We start from the raw sequence: 14,398 nt of genomic DNA on the forward strand, positions 1-14,398 counted from the left end.
GCAGTCGCTCAGTCATCCCGCTTAGTCGTCGTTCGCGGTGATGCCCCCGCTGTGCACGGGTCGGACTTCCACACCACCGGTGCGAGTGCGGGTCGCTGGGTTGAGGCGGGCAATCGCCACAGCGGCGTCGAGGTCGGGAGCTTCTATGACGTAGAAGCCCGCCACGAACTGATCGGCCTTGACGAATGGTTCAGCGTCTGTGCTGTCCCGTCGAATGGACACCGCATCAGCTCGAGGGGTCAGGGCAAAGGCGAGCGACATGGTGCCTGAGACCGAAAGGTCATTTGCGTGTTGATCGTGCTCCTCAAGGTCGGCTTCTGCCGCGTCGACGGCATGGAGGGACTCGTCCGCGTAGATGAGGATGGCAAATTGTGGCATTGTGGTGGTCCTTTCGGGAAGCCTGCAGTGGGACTGATCAGTTGACGACAAGATGTTGGTGTCCGTCGATCAGTTCGCGCACGATGTCGAGGTGGCCCGCGTGAGTGGATGTCTCTAACAGCACGCGAAAGACGACCTCACGGCCCGCGCGCATTGGTGGTGCGGCGAACTCGCTGGCTGGCGGCCACCAGCGGGGTGGGTCATCAAGATCAACTTCCGCGAGGATCCTGTTGCTTCGCCTGATCTGGCGCCTATAGATCTCGACCGCTTCGGCGCCCGTCATGGGGCGGGATGCCCAACCGTCGTGAAGCGCGGCGATCGCCTCGGAGTCGCCGCTGAGAACGGCCGAGATCCAGAACATCTCATCGTCGAAGGCGAGGTGGTTGAGAAGGCTCGTTATGGTCCACCCTGATGGAACGAGCGACTGGCTCATCTCGGCTTCGGTCAGCCCATCCACAACCTGCAGCACATGTTCGCGTTCGCTGGACAGCTGCGCCAGCAACAGCTGGTCACTCATGCTGGACACTCGCACGACTACGAGCCAATCTGGCGTATCTCGATGGGCCACAGTTTCGACTCGCCGAGCTTTCCGGCGATCTCCGCCGCGCGTGTCATGTCAACGCAATCGACGATGTAGAAACCGGCCACAAACTCCTTGGTCTCCATGAAGGGACCATCAGTCACGGTGCTTCTGCCGTCCTTCGATGTGACGAACTTTGCCTCCTCGCTCAGCTCATGCGCCTCCACGAATTCTCCGGAGGCCACGAGCTCCTTCTGCAGGGAGGCGTGGGCTCCCATGATTGCTTCGATTTCGGTCGCGGGAAGAGCTTCCCAGGTTTCAACATTGCTCGGAATCAACAAGAGGTGTTTCATTTTTTCTCCTCTGCGCCCGTTCGCGGGCTCGTAGTTTGGTCGGTCTGAGATGCGGGGGCCGTTTCTGCCAGGCGCTTGCTGAGGTAGCGGCGCTCAACCTCCGACGGTGCAAGCTCCCTAGCCCGCCGGTATCCGCGGTGTGCCTCGGTTTTTCTGCCGAGGCGACGCAGGAGGTCAGCTTTCGCCGCAGGCAGAAGGTAGTAGCCGTCGAGAGATCGTTCCCTCTCCAGCCGGTCGATGAGCGCAAGACCGGCCTCCGGTCCTTGAGACATCGCGACGGCGACGGCACGGTTGAGCTCGATGACCGGGGACGGTGCGATCTGCCCAAGGAGCTCATATAGCGCGGCTACCTTCGCGAAGTCCGTACTGCCTGCGTCGGGGGCGACCATATGGCAGGCGGCGATGGCGGCCTGAACACAGTAGCTGCCGGGCCGTGAACGGCGTGAAATGCCCAGTTGCTCGGCAGCCGCCAACAGCGCATTAGCCTCCGCGATTGAAGCCTCGTCCCACGATCCACGGTCCTGCTCCTCCAACGTCACCAGGTCGCCCGCGGCGTCCGTACGCGTCTCCCTCCGCGCATGATGGAACAGCATCAGCGCCAGAAGACCGAGGGCCTCCGTTTGCTGGGGGGAATCGTCGAGTAGGGCGATCAGGAGTCGGGCCAGGCGCATCGCTTCCTGGACGAGTGGTTCGCGGATCAACGCGCTGTCGCCCGTGGCCGAATATCCCTCGTTGAACATGAGGTAGAGCACTGACAGGATGCCGGCAGTGCGTTCGGATATGAGCTCCGGCGGCGGCACACGATACGGGATTCCTGCGTTCCGAATCTTCGCGCGCGCCCGAACCAATCGTTTCGACATGGTTGCCTCCGAGACCAGGAACGCGCGCGCAATCTCGCCTGTGGTGAGACCTGCGACGGTGCGCAGGGTCAAAGCAACCCGAGCCTCGAGCGGGAGGGCAGGGTGGCAACAGGTGTAGATGAGCCGCAACCGATCGTCGTCGACCGCAGGGTTGGCGCCGGGCCCTTCCGGTAATCCTTCGAGTTTGGTGAGGGTCGCAAGTTCACGCACCGCCCTCTTCTCACTGGCGGCACTGCGCATCCGGTCGATCGCGCGGTTCTTGGCTACGGTCGTCAGCCAGGCCCCGCTGTTTTTGGGAATACCGCGCACCGGCCAGTCGACGAGGGCGCGCGCGAACGCATCCTGCACGCAATCCTCGGCAAGGCTCCAGTCGCCGGTAACTCGGATGAGGGTTGCGGTGATTCGCGCGGTTTCAGCGGCGGAGGCCAACGCGATGGCAGTCTGCACCTCCGTTGCCGGCTCCGTCACCATCTCACCCTCCCTGCGATCATCGGCGAATGCTTACTCTCCGAGCGGCCACACGGGCCTGATCTCAATCTTGCCGAAGCGCGCCATGGGATGTTTCGACGCCACCTCGATGGCCTCATCGAGATCGGTGCAGTCGATGATGTCGTAGCCCGCAATCCATTCTTTGGTCTCGGCGAAGGGCCCGTCGGAGACCACCACTTCGCCCTCACGGACCGTAACGGTGGTTGCATCCTCCACCGGGCGCAACCTGTTTCCGTGACGGGTGACACCCCGCGAATCCATCTCGGCGCCCCACTCCACGATGTTGTCCTCGGCCGCCACATATTTCGGCGCTGAGGGATCGGTGCAAATGAAAAGCATGTATTCCACGATGACTCCTTCTAGTTGGTTGTTACACCAGCACGACGTTCAAGACGCCGCGAAAAGGACAGCTAACGAAAAAACTTTCTCACATTGTGGGGCGCAGACCGAGGCCGGGAACACGAAAAGCCCCGGAGATCCGGGGCTTTTTGGTGGTGGGCCCTACCGGGCTCGAACCGATGACATCCACGGTGTAAACGTGGCGCTCTACCAACTGAGCTAAAGGCCCGCGGCGATAATCCGCAGGATTGCAACAATAGCGCTAAGTCTCGATTGCGAAAAATCGCCCTCCACTCAGGTCGCATTTTCCCCGAGTGTCAAGATCCTGACGGAACAAATCCGCGCTCATACACTCTGCTCATGGTCTCTCGTGAGAAGTCCGGGCGTGCGGAACACCGCTGGCCCGCCGCAATCGCCCTCATCGTCGCCCTTGCTCTTTACGCTTTGCTGCCAAGTTCATTCTTCGAGCCGCTGCGATACGTCGTGGTCGGCCTGGGGCTGCTGCTGCTAATCCCGGTGCTTGCGGTGAATCCCTTGCGGATGCATCGGCAAACGCGGTGGTCGCGGGCCCTGTCTGTCGGCCAAACGCTGCTGCTCCTGGTCGCCAACCAGGTGGCGCTCATCCAGCTCATCAACCAGCTGATCTCCTCGAGCAAAGACGACGGTCCACATCTTCTGCTCGCCGCGTTGCAGGTGTGGGTGACCAACGTGATCGTGTTCGCGTTGCTGTACTGGGAGATCGACCGCGGGGGCGCGGTCGCGCGATCAACCCGTTCTCGCAAGGATCTGCCGCCGGCAGACTTCCGCTTTCCGCAGGATGAAGATCACGACGCCGTCGAAGAGGTCGCTGTGCGGTCATCCAATCGTCTGAACTGGACGGCCAGCTTCATCGACTACCTGTACTTTTCGCTGTCCAACTCGATGGCGTTCAGCCCCACAGACACGATGCCGCTCTCGCACAGGGCCAAGGCTCTGATGGGGCTGCAGTCGTTTGCCGGATTCGTGATTCTCGCGCTGGTCATCGCCCGCGCCGTCTCACTGTTGGGCTAGCTAGACCCGGGTTGCATTCAGCTCGGCGAGAGCTTCGGTGTATTCACCGATCGACCGGGCCTGACCAGGGGCCGTGATGAAGGACGACCGGATCACGCCATCGATGTCGATGAGGAACGTCGCCCTGGTGGCGAAGCCCTTCTCCTCGAGAAACACGCCGTACTCCTTGGCGACAGCGCCGTGCGGCCAGAAATCGGCGAGCAGGGTGAAGTCGTAGCCCTCGGCGTCGGCGAAGGCGCGAAGGGTGGCCTTCGAATCGACCGAAATTCCGATGAGTTCGACCTGGTCGTGCTGGAACAGCGCCAGATTGTCGCGCAGATCGCACAGCTCGGTGGTGCAGGTGCTCGAGAACGCGAGCGGGAAGAACACGAGTGCGACAGGCTTCTTGCCGCGGAAATCGTGCAGACGGATGTGTTCGCCGAACTGGTTCGGCAGATCAAAATCCGGCGCTGTCGTGTCATTCGCAAGAGTCATGCTGAATATCCCTTCGCGCCGTGACTCGATTTCGATCAGGCACGAGGCGCAATCCTACGCCCGTACGAGGCGGCGCATCGTCGGTGACTAGAATCTATTGGCGCAACAGATCTTTTGTGGCGGCCTGTCCAGCACGAGCTCTGATGACCTTCGCAACCCGACGGTCGAGAGTGAACTCTCAAAAACCCCCATTTCTCATGAGAAAGAGGTCAACGGTGACGGTGAACGACCAGGACCCGTATTCGGTGAACAACATCGACAGGGATCCGGAGGAAACCGCAGAGTGGCAGCAGTCGCTCGACGGTCTCGTCGCAACCCACGGGCACGAGCGCGGTCGCGAGATCATGCTGAGCTTGCTCAAGCGGTCGAAAGACCTTCATCTGGGCGTGCCGATGGTTCCCACCACCGACTACCTCAACACCATTGCGGCAGAGGACGAGCCCGAGTTCCCCGGCAACGAGGAGCTGGAGCGCCGGTACCGCGCGTGGATTCGCTGGAACGCCGCGATTACCGTCCATCGTGCGCAGCGACCCGGCGTCGGCGTCGGCGGACACATCTCGACCTACGCGTCGTCCGCCTCGCTCTACGAGGTTGGACACAACCACTTCTTCCGCGGCGCCGACCACTCCGGCGGCGGCGACCAGATCTTCTACCAGGGCCACGCCTCCCCCGGCATGTACGCCCGTGCGTACCTCGAGGGTCGACTGAACGAAGACCAGCTGACCGGGTTCCGCCAGGAGAAATCCCACCCGACCGGTGGTCTCTCGAGCTACCCGCACCCTCGCCTCATGCCGGAGTTCTGGCAGTTCCCGACCGTGTCGATGGGTCTCGGACCGATCAACGCGATCTACCAGGCGCAGTCGAACCGCTATCTCACCAACCGTGGGATCAAGGATGCATCTGACCAGCAGGTCTGGGCCTTCCTGGGCGACGGCGAGATGGACGAGGTTGAAAGCCGCGGCGCCCTTCAGTGGGCCGCAAACGACGGGCTCGACAATCTGAACTTTGTCATCAACTGCAACCTGCAGCGCCTCGATGGCCCGGTGCGCGGCAACGGCAAGATCATCCAGGAGCTCGAAAGCTTCTTCCGCGGTGCTGGCTGGAACGTCATCAAGGTCGTCTGGGGCCGCGAGTGGGATTCCCTGCTCGCCCGTGACACCGAGGGCGCCCTGCGCGACCTGATGAACCGCACCCCGGACGGCGACTACCAGACCTACAAGGCCGAGAGTGGCGCATACGTCAGGGAGAACTTCTTTGGCCGCGACCCTCGCACGCTCGAGCTGGTCAAGGACTACACCGACGACCAGGTCTGGAACCTCAAGCGAGGCGGGCACGACTACCGCAAGGTGTACGCCGCGTTCAAGGCTGCTCAGGAGCACAAGGGCCAGCCCACGGTCATCCTCGCGAAGACCGTCAAGGGCTACGGGCTCGGTCCGTCATTTGAGGGCCGCAACGCGACCCACCAGATGAAGAAACTGACACTCGACAACCTCAAGCAGTTCCGCGACGAGATGCGTGTTCCGATCACGGATGCTGCGCTCGAGGCCGACCCGTACCAGCCGCCGTTCTACCACCCCGGCGAGAACGACGAGGCGATCCAGTACCTGCACGAACGTCGTCGTGAACTCGGCGGCTTCGTGCCGGAACGCCGCTCGAAGTACACGCAGATCGATCTGCCGGCCGAGTCCGTGTGGGACATCGCGAAGAAGGGCTCAGGCAAGCAGGAGATCGCCACCACAATGGCGTTCGCCCGACTGCTCAAAGACCTGCTGCGCGACAAGGGCATCGGCAACCGGATCGTTCCGATCATCCCGGATGAGGCTCGCACCTTCGGTATGGATGCCTACTTCCCGACCGCGAAGATCTACAACCCGAACGGGCAGCACTACACCTCGGTCGACCGCGAGCTGCTCCTTGCCTACAAGGAGAGCCCGCAGGGCCAGATCGTGCACGTCGGAATCAACGAAGCCGGTGCCTTCGCCGCATTCACGGCCGCCGGAACGGCATACGCGACCCAGGGTGAACCCCTGATTCCCGTATATGTCTTCTACTCGATGTTCGGCTTCCAGCGCACGGGTGACGCCATGTGGGCCGCCGGTGACCAGATGGCCCGCGGGTTCATCATGGGCGCCACGGCAGGCCGCACCACCCTCACCGGCGAGGGCCTTCAGCATGCTGATGGTCACTCGATCCTGCTGGCATCCACAAACCCGGCCGTGGTCAGCTACGACGCGGCCTACGGCTACGAGCTCGCGCAGATCGTTCGTGCCGGTCTCGAGCGCATGTACGGAGGGGTGCATCCCGACCCCAACGTCATGTACTACCTGACGCTGTACAACGAGCCAATCCAGCATCCGGCCGAGCCAGAGAACCTCGACGTCGATGGCGTCCTGAAGGGTATTTACCACCTCAAGACGGCAGCGATCGAGGGTCCTCGTGCCCAGATCCTCGCCTCTGGTGTCGCGGTGCCGTGGGCGCTTGAGGCGCAGCAGCTGCTGGCCGATGACTGGGGTGTATCCGCCGATGTCTGGTCGGTGACATCCTGGACCGAACTCCGTCGCGATGGTCTGGCCGCTGAGGAACACAACTTCCTCAACCCGGATGCCGAGGAACGCGTACCGTATGTCACGCAGAAGCTGTCGGGATCCGACGGTCCGTTCATTGCGGTCACCGACTTCATGCACGCAGTGCCCGACCAGATCAGGCAGTTCGTGCCCGGCGACTTCGCCACCCTTGGCGCCGACGACTTCGGTTTCTCGGACACCAGGGCAGCAGCTCGCCGCTACTTCAAGATCGACAGCCCCTCCGTCGTGGTGCGCACCCTCCAGTCGCTCGCGAAGCGTGGGCTCGTCGACCGTTCGCTGCCTGCCCAGGCCATCGAGAAGTACAAGTTGCTCGATGTCACGGCGGGTACGACCGGGTCGGCCGGCGGGGAAAGCTAGGCCGAGCATTCCACCCGTCCAGAAGACCAAAGAGCAGACGCTCGCCTGGCTGCGCACCATCACCGGTGAGCTGTCAACGGCGACTCTGAAGCGACTCGAGGAGACGCTGCCCTGGTATGGCGACATGCCTCCAGGGCGGCGCTCTGCCGTCGGGCTGGTCGCGCAGGCCGGAATCACGAGCTTCATCAGTTGGTTCGAAGATCCGAAGTCGACACCGTGGATCGCCGCCGACGTCTTTGGGGCGGCCCCCAGGGAGCTGCTTCGATCGGTGTCACTCACCCAGACGCTTCAGCTCATCCGGTTGACCGTTGAGGTCGTAGAGCATCGCATCAAGAGCGACGACGATGTGTTGCGCGAAGGAATCCTGCTGTACTCGCGCGAAATCGCGTTCGCCGCTGCCGACGTTTACGCACGTGCCGCGGAAGCCCGTGGTCTCTGGGACGCCCGCCTCGAAGCGCTCGTGGTCGACTCGATCCTGAGCGGCGAGTACGACAACGAATTGCCATCGCGCATCGCAGCCCTCGGCTGGAACGGCCATGGTGAAGTCTGCGTCCTGGTCGGGACGGCACCAAAAGTGCTGGACGTCGACCAACTGCGTCGAACTGCGCGCCACCTCAGCGCCGACGTTTTGATCGGCGTGCAAGGCAGCCGGCTCGTGCTGGTGATTGGGCGCGCGAGCCCCAGGACCGAGAGCCCGGATGCCACCGAGCCGATGCCTTTCCTCGACATCGCCCGGCAGCTCGAGCCGGGGTTCGGTTCCGGGCATCTGGTGCTCGGCCACGAGGTGCCGTCACTGGTCGACGCGTCGAAGAGCGCCAAGGCAGCTCTCGCAGGCTTCGCTGTGGCACGCTCCTGGCGCAATGCGCCACGCCCGACGCTGGCCGACGACCTGCTTCCCGAGCGCGCGTTCGCGGGTGACCCGCTCGCGCGGTCGACCCTCATCAATCGCATCTACAAGCCGTTGCAGGCCCACTCCACCGATCTGCTCGCGACCCTCTGGTGCTACCTCGACAATGGTCGGTCTCTCGAGGCGACGGCTCGTGAGCTCTTCGTGCACCCCAACACCGTCCGCTACCGCCTCAAGCGGGTCAGCGACGTCATCGGTTGGGATGCCACCGGTGCGCGCGAAGCGCTCATCCTGCAGGCCGCCCTCATCATCGGGTCGATTGCCGACCCTGATTCGACGAAGCGCCGCTGACTAGTTTTCGTTCACCCGCCACAGCGTGAGCGTTACAGTTCCGCCCGCCTCGGCGTAGCTACCTGAGCTGACTCGTTCGAGGTACCCGGAGCCATCTTCTGCCCAGTCCACCGCACACGAGTCGTCGGTGATGACCCAATTCACATCGGCATTCTGCAGCACTGCCTGGCTGGGCAGAACTCCCTCGTTGCGGAGCCTGAGCAAGCCGAGAATGGCCGGTTTGTCTGCGGGCCAGGCCATACCGCCGTTGTAGTACACAATTGCGGCGCCCGTGTTGGCCTTGAAGTGCAGAGGATCGAGGCACGGATCGGTCAGCACCATCGCGTCGGCAGCAGCTACCGCCTCCGACGCCGCTCGCTGACGTTCTGATTGAAAGGACAGCCCGATAACCTCGGTCTCGCCATAGCGGTAGAAGCTGGACCAGTCCACGAGCGAGACGCCGATAAGTGCGACAGGCAGGACGGTTGCGACGATTCGCACCGCCCACCCTTTCCGCGTTATTTCCGGCCGGTTTCTCAATACGAGGTACGCCGCATAGCCGAATAGCGGCACCGAGGTCACGGCCGTGAAAACAAACATGTCGATCCAGAACCGGTACGGCTCCTGATTTGCACCCCAGCTGTCATTGCCAGCGACGACGAACCAGACCGTCACAATGGCGATCGGGTAGGAACGGAGGAATACATCCCGTCGACGGAAACCGACAACCGCGATGTACGCGAGCAGCACCAGAAGCACCATCGCACACAGCAGTCCGAGGTGGAGGGGAACCCCGAGGTTCTTGCTGGACGCCACGCGATACGCGAGGAAGGGGTCGCCTGCCTTCGTCGCAAGATATGTTCCGATGATCTGCGGAGAGGCTGCCAATGCGAGAGCGACGGCGGGGATGGCGAGCAATCCGCGGGTACGGACAAGCACGAGGATCAGACCGGGGATCGCTGGCACCAAGCCCAGAGTGAGGGTAGCGAGCTGACCCAGCGCCGGTGCGACCAGGGGCCCTACGAAGAAGAGCGCAACGACAAGACCACCAGACAGGGCGATGAGGCTCCGGCGCGGCCGTCGCGACAGCCCAAAAGCGGCGACCGTGTAGCACAGCACGTAGACGCTGGTGAGGAAGGCGTAAGTCTGAACGTTACCCAGCAATCCGACGACAGCCGCAGCCGCGATTCCGACTATGAGCCACACCCTCGTGCTGGGCGCGCGCACCGCGAGAACGAGCACTGCCAGCAGTGCAACGCCGGCGACTGAGAGCGACGCCGCTTCGCCGTTGAGCGTGAACAGGACCGCAAACGGCCCCCACAGCACGGCGTGGGAGTCGAGGAGCGTCATCCAGGTTCCGCTGATGAACGTTGACAATGTGCCGATCACCAGAGGAATCGGGCCGACAAACGCAAACCAGCGATTCCGGGTCATGAGCACCGCAGCAATCGATACCGACACCGTGAGAAGCACGATGAAGCAAATCCCGACGACGCTCCATGTGGCCGCTGGCGTGACGCCGGTGACGTAGGAGACAGCTCCCAGCAGCGAGTAGTAAAGGTGCGGGTAGTTGATAGTGCCAGTTTCGGTGAACGGTTCAACAGCAGCGAAACGTCCCTGCGATCCGTTGATCACGATCGCGAAGTAGGAGAGTTGATCTCCAGCAAAATAGCCCCGGAAGTTGGAGAGTTTCCAGCCCGGCTGGGACATCAGCATCGATACCTGAGTGACGATGGTCAGGGCGATCGTCGATGCAAGACCTGCGGCGATGATGAGAGCGGACGTTAGGAAAGAACGAGTCGCAGGCATCGGATAAGCATAAGGTGCGGGCTCGTACCCGATTTGTCCGCAATGATTGCCACAACGATTCGACTGAAGATTAGGTGAGTCCCAACAGCACCGATTCAGACAGAGTTGGCAGACTGGAACGGTGATTGTCATCGTCGCCCCCGGACAGGGCTCCCAAACTCCCGGCTTCCTCGACCCCTGGCTCGCTGAAAAGCGATTCCGCGACCAGCTCGGTGCAATGTCAGACGCGGTCGGCATCGACCTGATCGCACACGGCACCACGAGTGACGCAGACACCATCCGCGACACCCGAGTGGCTCAGCCGCTCATCGTCGCCGCGGGGCTTCTGACCGCCTCCGCATTGCTCGCCGACGGCCGTCGGGAGAAGGTCGGCGGTGTAGCGGGTCACTCGGTGGGCGAGATCACCGCGGCCGCGGTGTCTGGCATCCTGAGCGAAAATGACGCCGTCGCCTTCGTGCGTGAGCGCGGGCAGGCGATGGCGGATGCCGCAGCGCTCGAGCCCACCGGCATGTCTGCAGTTCTGGGCGGCGACGAGGTCGCACTGCTCGAACGGCTCGCAGAACTCGGCCTGCAGCCCGCCAACTTCAACGGAGGCGGACAGGTCGTTGTCGCTGGCGCCATGCCGGCTCTGGCCGAGTTCGCCGCGAACCCGCTCGCCGGCACCCGGGTCATTCCTCTGCAGGTCGCTGGCGCCTTCCACACCCGCTACATGCAGCCCGCCGTCGGCCGCCTCGAACTGTTCGCTGCCGGTCTCGAGAAGAACGACCCGACAATTCCGATCTGGACGAACCGCGACGGTTCCCGCATCAACAGCGGCAGTCACTTCGTGGAGTTGATGGTCGGCCAGGTCTCGTCCCCGGTACGGTGGGACATGTCCATGGCTGCGCTTGCCGCGGCCGGTGTCACAGGAATCATCGAGCTCGCACCTGCGGGCGCGCTGGTCGGACTGGCCAAACGTGCGCTGAAGGGAATTCCCTCAGTCGCAGTCAAAACCCCTGACGACCTGCCTGCAGCGTTCGCCATGATCGATGGGATCTGAACAGCATGACCAGAGCAGTACTCACCCAGTCCACCGGTGTCGAGTTCACCAGGATCTACAGCTACGGCGCCTCACGCGGCGACCTCGTTGTACCCAACAGCGAACTGATCGGCCCGATCGATTCGAGCGATGAGTGGATCCAGCAGCGAACCGGAATCATCACACGAACCCGCGCATCGGCCGGCATCCTCGCCGTCGACATGGCGACGGATGCGGCGAAGGAGGCGATCGAGAAGTCGGGCATCCCCGCCGATCAGATCGACCTCGTCATTGTCGCCACCATCGGTAACGTGCAGCAGACTCCCTCCATCGCGGCGGTGCTCGCCGACCGGGTCGGCGCCAACCCTGCTGCGGCCTATGACAGCAACGCTGCCTGTGCCGGGTTCAGCTACGGCGTCACCCAGGCCGACGCACTCATCCGCTCCGGCGCTGCGCACTACGCGCTGGTTGTCGGAGCAGAGAAGCTCTCTGACGTCGTCTCCCCCACCGACCGGTCGATTTCGTTCCTCCTCGGTGATGGTGCGGGCGCGGTCGTCATCGGCCCCAGCGACTACGCCGGCATCGCGGCGCCGGTCTGGGGCTCAGACGGTTCGAAAGCTGATGCCGTGGGCATGGACAGCACCCTGGTTGACTTCCGTGATGGAACATCCGAATGGCCCACCCTCCGCCAGGAAGGTCCGGTCGTCTTCCGCTGGGCCGTCTGGGAGATGGCGAAGGTCGCCAAGCAGGCGCTCGAGGCGGCGGGAATCGAGGCGTCTGACCTGGCCGCGTTCGTCCCTCACCAGGCCAACATGCGCATCATCGATGAGCTCGCAAAGCAACTCAAACTCCCCGAAAGCGTCGTCATCGGTCGCGACATCGCGACCACCGGAAACACCTCGGCCGCCTCAATCCCTCTCGCGACGCATCGCTTGCTGGAGGAGAACCCTGAACTGAGCGGTGGCCTCTGCCTCCAGATCGGTTTTGGCGCCGGGCTCGTTTTCGGCGCGCAGGTTGTCGTACTCCCGTAAACTGTCCCACGGTCAAATCACATCCCCCAAGGAGAAAAAACAATGGCATTGTCCACCGAAGAAGTCCTCGCCGGCCTGGCTGAACTGATCAACGACGAAACCGGCATCGCGACGGACACCGTCGAGATGGACAAGTCGTTTACCGACGACCTTGACATCGACTCGATCTCGATGATGACGATCGTCGTCAACGCAGAAGAGAAGTTCGACGTGAAGATCCCGGACGAAGAGGTCAAGAACCTCAAGACCGTCGGCGACGCCGTCAACTTCATCACCAGCGCACAGGGCTAACACTCCCTCAGCGGAATGGCGGGCCGGTCACCGGGCCGCCATTCCACTGGCAATGCCCGCTCCAAAAGGAACGTGAAATGACCAAAAAGATCGTTGTAACCGGCATCGGCGCCACCTCCCCACTCGGCGGCACCGCCCGCGAGTCGTGGGACGCACTTCTTGCCGGCGAGTCCGGAGCGCGAAGCCTCAAGCATGACTGGGTAGAGCAGTATGGGCTCCCCGTCACGTTCGCAGCGGAAGCCAAAGTGCGACCGGAGGAAGTGCTCGAGCGTGTCGAATACAAGCGACTCGACCCTTCGAGCCAGTTCGCGCTGATCTCCGCGCGTGAGGCCTGGGCAGACGCCGGCTCTCCCGACGTTGACCCCGTTCGCATCGGCGTCGACTACTCCACGGGTATCGGCGGGCTGTGGACGCTCCTCGATGCGTGGGACACGCTCAAGGAGAAGGGCCCTCGCCGGGTTCTTCCGATGACCATCCCCATGCTCATGCCCAACGCGGCGGCGGCCGCGATCAGCATGTCCATTCCGTCACGGGCCTATGCCCGCACCGATGTCTCTGCGTGTGCGTCAAGCACCGAGGCAATCGCCAACGCCTACGTGCACCTTCAGGCTGGCCTCGCCGATGTGGTCATCGCTGGCGGTACCGAAGCGGTCGTTCATCCACTGCCCATCGCGGCCTTCGCCTCGATGCAGGCTCTCTCCAAGCGAAACGACGACCCAGCTTCGGCCTCACGCCCGTATGACATCAGTCGCGACGGATTCGTGCTTGGCGAAGGCGCGGCAACGATCGTGCTCGAAACTGAGGAGCACGCGCTCGCCCGTGGCGCACGTATTTATGCTGAGTTGGCCGGTGGCGCCGTCACCAGCGACTCCTTCCACATCACCGCTCCAGACCCGGAGGGTTCGGCAGCTGCTCGCGCCATGCTCGGCGCTCTTGAGCAGGCCGGAGCGTCTCCAGCAGATGTACGGCACATCAACGCTCACGCCACGAGCACCCCGGTGGGCGACATCGCTGAATACCGCGCGCTTTTGCGGGTCTTCGGCGACCACCTCGCCAACATTCCGGTGTCGGCAACGAAAGCCGCGACGGGTCATCTTCTCGGCGGCACAGGTGCTCTCGAGGCCATCTTCACGATCCTGGCCCTGCATCACCGCACCGCACCGCCGACAATCAACCTCACCGAGCAGGATCCAGAAATCCTGCTGGACGTCGTGACATCCCCTCGCGCACTGGGTGACGGCGATCTTGTGGCGATCAGCAACTCGTTCGGCTTCGGTGGCCACAACGCTGTTGCGGCGTTCCGCAGCTACTGATCGCTCGGGCGTGACCCAGACAAAAACCCTGGATAACCGTGAGGTCGTCCAGGGTTTTGTCGTTGAACCCGTTCATCACCCGGACTCTGTGCACCACGATGCGATAACTGCGACCTCCGCTGTTGCGGCGACCGCTTCGCTCCCGCAGCTACCAGATCCGGGCGATGCCGGGTGGCTTGTTGGCTTCAGGCTGCGATCGGTCGGCAACCATCATGAAGAGTGCATTCACCGTCGAACGTAAGCATGTCGTCTTCTGTGACGAGTCGCTCGAGCTGTTCGAGGTCGATGAATGTTGGAGCCACTTCACCGATCAGGTCTTCAAGTTCGCGATGCAGGGTGTCCATGATGCCTCCT

General features: G+C 62.9%; 15 protein-coding genes and 1 tRNA gene. 7 read left to right on the top strand and 9 right to left on the bottom strand.

Going from position 1 to position 14,398, the window contains the following annotated elements:
* Nucleotides 1-21: 21 nt before the first annotated feature.
* The 6 genes from QMG83_RS08725 to QMG83_RS08750 form a co-directional block, all read right to left on the bottom strand.
* Nucleotides 22-378 (bottom strand): YciI family protein, encoded by a 357-nt coding sequence (locus QMG83_RS08725; protein ID WP_283504981.1) that lies wholly within the window; start codon nt 376-378, stop codon nt 22-24.
* Between the two features lie 37 nt (nt 379-415).
* A complete protein-coding gene (locus tag QMG83_RS08730; protein ID WP_283504982.1) occupies nt 416-895 on the bottom strand; it encodes a mycothiol transferase in 480 nt (159 codons plus the stop codon).
* Between the two features lie 17 nt (nt 896-912).
* Nucleotides 913-1,251 carry a YciI family protein gene (locus QMG83_RS08735; RefSeq protein WP_283504983.1) on the bottom strand — a complete coding sequence of 113 codons (339 nt, stop codon included), beginning with the start codon at nt 1,249-1,251 and terminating at the stop codon, nt 913-915.
* On the bottom strand, nt 1,248-2,582 hold the full coding sequence (locus tag QMG83_RS08740; protein ID WP_283504984.1) for an RNA polymerase sigma factor: 1,335 nt from the start codon (nt 2,580-2,582) through the stop codon (nt 1,248-1,250). Before QMG83_RS08740 ends, QMG83_RS08735 begins: the two co-directional genes overlap by 4 nt.
* A gap of 30 nt (nt 2,583-2,612) precedes the next feature.
* Nucleotides 2,613-2,939 carry a YciI family protein gene (locus tag QMG83_RS08745; RefSeq protein WP_349357899.1) on the bottom strand — a complete coding sequence of 109 codons (327 nt, stop codon included), beginning with the start codon at nt 2,937-2,939 and terminating at the stop codon, nt 2,613-2,615.
* 153 nt (nt 2,940-3,092) lie between these two features.
* A tRNA-Val gene (locus tag QMG83_RS08750) sits at nt 3,093-3,168 on the bottom strand.
* 131 nt (nt 3,169-3,299) lie between these two features.
* Between QMG83_RS08750 and QMG83_RS08755 the strand changes: the two genes are divergently transcribed.
* Nucleotides 3,300-3,989: a hypothetical protein gene (locus QMG83_RS08755; protein ID WP_283504986.1), complete on the top strand. Its 690-nt coding sequence runs from the start codon at nt 3,300-3,302 to the stop codon at nt 3,987-3,989.
* On the opposite strand, the gene QMG83_RS08760 is transcribed toward QMG83_RS08755, so the two are convergent.
* A complete protein-coding gene (locus QMG83_RS08760; RefSeq protein WP_283504987.1) occupies nt 3,990-4,463 on the bottom strand; it encodes a peroxiredoxin in 474 nt (157 codons plus the stop codon).
* Between the two features lie 215 nt (nt 4,464-4,678).
* Here QMG83_RS08760 and aceE point away from each other — a divergent pair, with 215 nt between their 5' ends.
* Nucleotides 4,679-7,405 carry a pyruvate dehydrogenase (acetyl-transferring), homodimeric type gene (aceE, locus tag QMG83_RS08765; RefSeq protein ID WP_283504988.1) on the top strand — a complete coding sequence of 909 codons (2,727 nt, stop codon included), beginning with the start codon at nt 4,679-4,681 and terminating at the stop codon, nt 7,403-7,405.
* Nucleotides 7,362-8,603 (top strand): PucR family transcriptional regulator, encoded by a 1,242-nt coding sequence (locus QMG83_RS08770; protein WP_283504989.1) that lies wholly within the window; start codon nt 7,362-7,364, stop codon nt 8,601-8,603. The genes aceE and QMG83_RS08770 overlap by 44 nt, the downstream gene beginning before the upstream one ends.
* On the opposite strand, the gene QMG83_RS08775 is transcribed toward QMG83_RS08770, so the two are convergent.
* Nucleotides 8,604-10,391, bottom strand: a complete 1,788-nt coding sequence (locus tag QMG83_RS08775) for a hypothetical protein (protein ID WP_283504990.1) — start codon at nt 10,389-10,391, stop codon at nt 8,604-8,606.
* A 121-nt stretch (nt 10,392-10,512) separates the two neighbouring features.
* Here QMG83_RS08775 and QMG83_RS08780 point away from each other — a divergent pair, with 121 nt between their 5' ends.
* The 4 genes from QMG83_RS08780 to QMG83_RS08795 all read left to right on the top strand — a co-directional run bounded on the left by QMG83_RS08780 (nt 10,513) and on the right by QMG83_RS08795 (nt 14,044).
* Nucleotides 10,513-11,430, top strand: coding sequence for an ACP S-malonyltransferase (locus QMG83_RS08780; protein ID WP_283504991.1), 918 nt, complete (start codon nt 10,513-10,515; stop codon nt 11,428-11,430).
* Nucleotides 11,431-11,435: 5 nt separating this feature from the next.
* Complete coding sequence (locus QMG83_RS08785) at nt 11,436-12,440, top strand: beta-ketoacyl-ACP synthase III (protein ID WP_283504992.1); 1,005 nt, start codon at nt 11,436-11,438, stop codon at nt 12,438-12,440.
* 42 nt (nt 12,441-12,482) lie between these two features.
* Complete coding sequence (locus QMG83_RS08790; RefSeq protein WP_283504993.1) at nt 12,483-12,731, top strand: acyl carrier protein; 249 nt, start codon at nt 12,483-12,485, stop codon at nt 12,729-12,731.
* Between the two features lie 77 nt (nt 12,732-12,808).
* Nucleotides 12,809-14,044: a beta-ketoacyl-[acyl-carrier-protein] synthase family protein gene (locus tag QMG83_RS08795; RefSeq protein WP_283504994.1), complete on the top strand. Its 1,236-nt coding sequence runs from the start codon at nt 12,809-12,811 to the stop codon at nt 14,042-14,044.
* A gap of 185 nt (nt 14,045-14,229) precedes the next feature.
* On the opposite strand, the gene QMG83_RS08800 is transcribed toward QMG83_RS08795, so the two are convergent.
* Nucleotides 14,230-14,388 (bottom strand): hypothetical protein, encoded by a 159-nt coding sequence (locus tag QMG83_RS08800; protein ID WP_283504995.1) that lies wholly within the window; start codon nt 14,386-14,388, stop codon nt 14,230-14,232.
* Nucleotides 14,389-14,398: the final 10 nt, after the last annotated feature.

This window comes from Salinibacterium sp. G-O1, assembly GCF_030063305.1.
Classification (GTDB): domain Bacteria; phylum Actinomycetota; class Actinomycetes; order Actinomycetales; family Microbacteriaceae; genus Rhodoglobus.

What these genes read in the sequence shown, in the direction of transcription:
- QMG83_RS08725 (WP_283504981.1), bottom strand. Translation starts at nt 378, where the DNA reads ATGCCACAATTTGCCATCCTCATCTACGCGGACGAGTCCCTCCATGCC.
- QMG83_RS08730 (WP_283504982.1), bottom strand. Translation starts at nt 895, where the DNA reads ATGAGTGACCAGCTGTTGCTGGCGCAGCTGTCCAGCGAACGCGAACAT.
- QMG83_RS08735 (WP_283504983.1), bottom strand. Translation starts at nt 1,251, where the DNA reads ATGAAACACCTCTTGTTGATTCCGAGCAATGTTGAAACCTGGGAAGCT.
- QMG83_RS08740 (WP_283504984.1), bottom strand. Translation starts at nt 2,582, where the DNA reads ATGGTGACGGAGCCGGCAACGGAGGTGCAGACTGCCATCGCGTTGGCC.
- QMG83_RS08745 (WP_349357899.1), bottom strand. Translation starts at nt 2,939, where the DNA reads ATGCTTTTCATTTGCACCGATCCCTCAGCGCCGAAATATGTGGCGGCC.
- QMG83_RS08755 (WP_283504986.1), top strand. Translation starts at nt 3,300, where the DNA reads ATGGTCTCTCGTGAGAAGTCCGGGCGTGCGGAACACCGCTGGCCCGCC.
- QMG83_RS08760 (WP_283504987.1), bottom strand. Translation starts at nt 4,463, where the DNA reads ATGACTCTTGCGAATGACACGACAGCGCCGGATTTTGATCTGCCGAAC.
- QMG83_RS08770 (WP_283504989.1), top strand. Translation starts at nt 7,362, where the DNA reads ATGTCACGGCGGGTACGACCGGGTCGGCCGGCGGGGAAAGCTAGGCCG.
- QMG83_RS08775 (WP_283504990.1), bottom strand. Translation starts at nt 10,391, where the DNA reads ATGCCTGCGACTCGTTCTTTCCTAACGTCCGCTCTCATCATCGCCGCA.
- QMG83_RS08785 (WP_283504992.1), top strand. Translation starts at nt 11,436, where the DNA reads ATGACCAGAGCAGTACTCACCCAGTCCACCGGTGTCGAGTTCACCAGG.
- QMG83_RS08790 (WP_283504993.1), top strand. Translation starts at nt 12,483, where the DNA reads ATGGCATTGTCCACCGAAGAAGTCCTCGCCGGCCTGGCTGAACTGATC.
- QMG83_RS08795 (WP_283504994.1), top strand. Translation starts at nt 12,809, where the DNA reads ATGACCAAAAAGATCGTTGTAACCGGCATCGGCGCCACCTCCCCACTC.
- QMG83_RS08800 (WP_283504995.1), bottom strand. Translation starts at nt 14,388, where the DNA reads ATGGACACCCTGCATCGCGAACTTGAAGACCTGATCGGTGAAGTGGCT.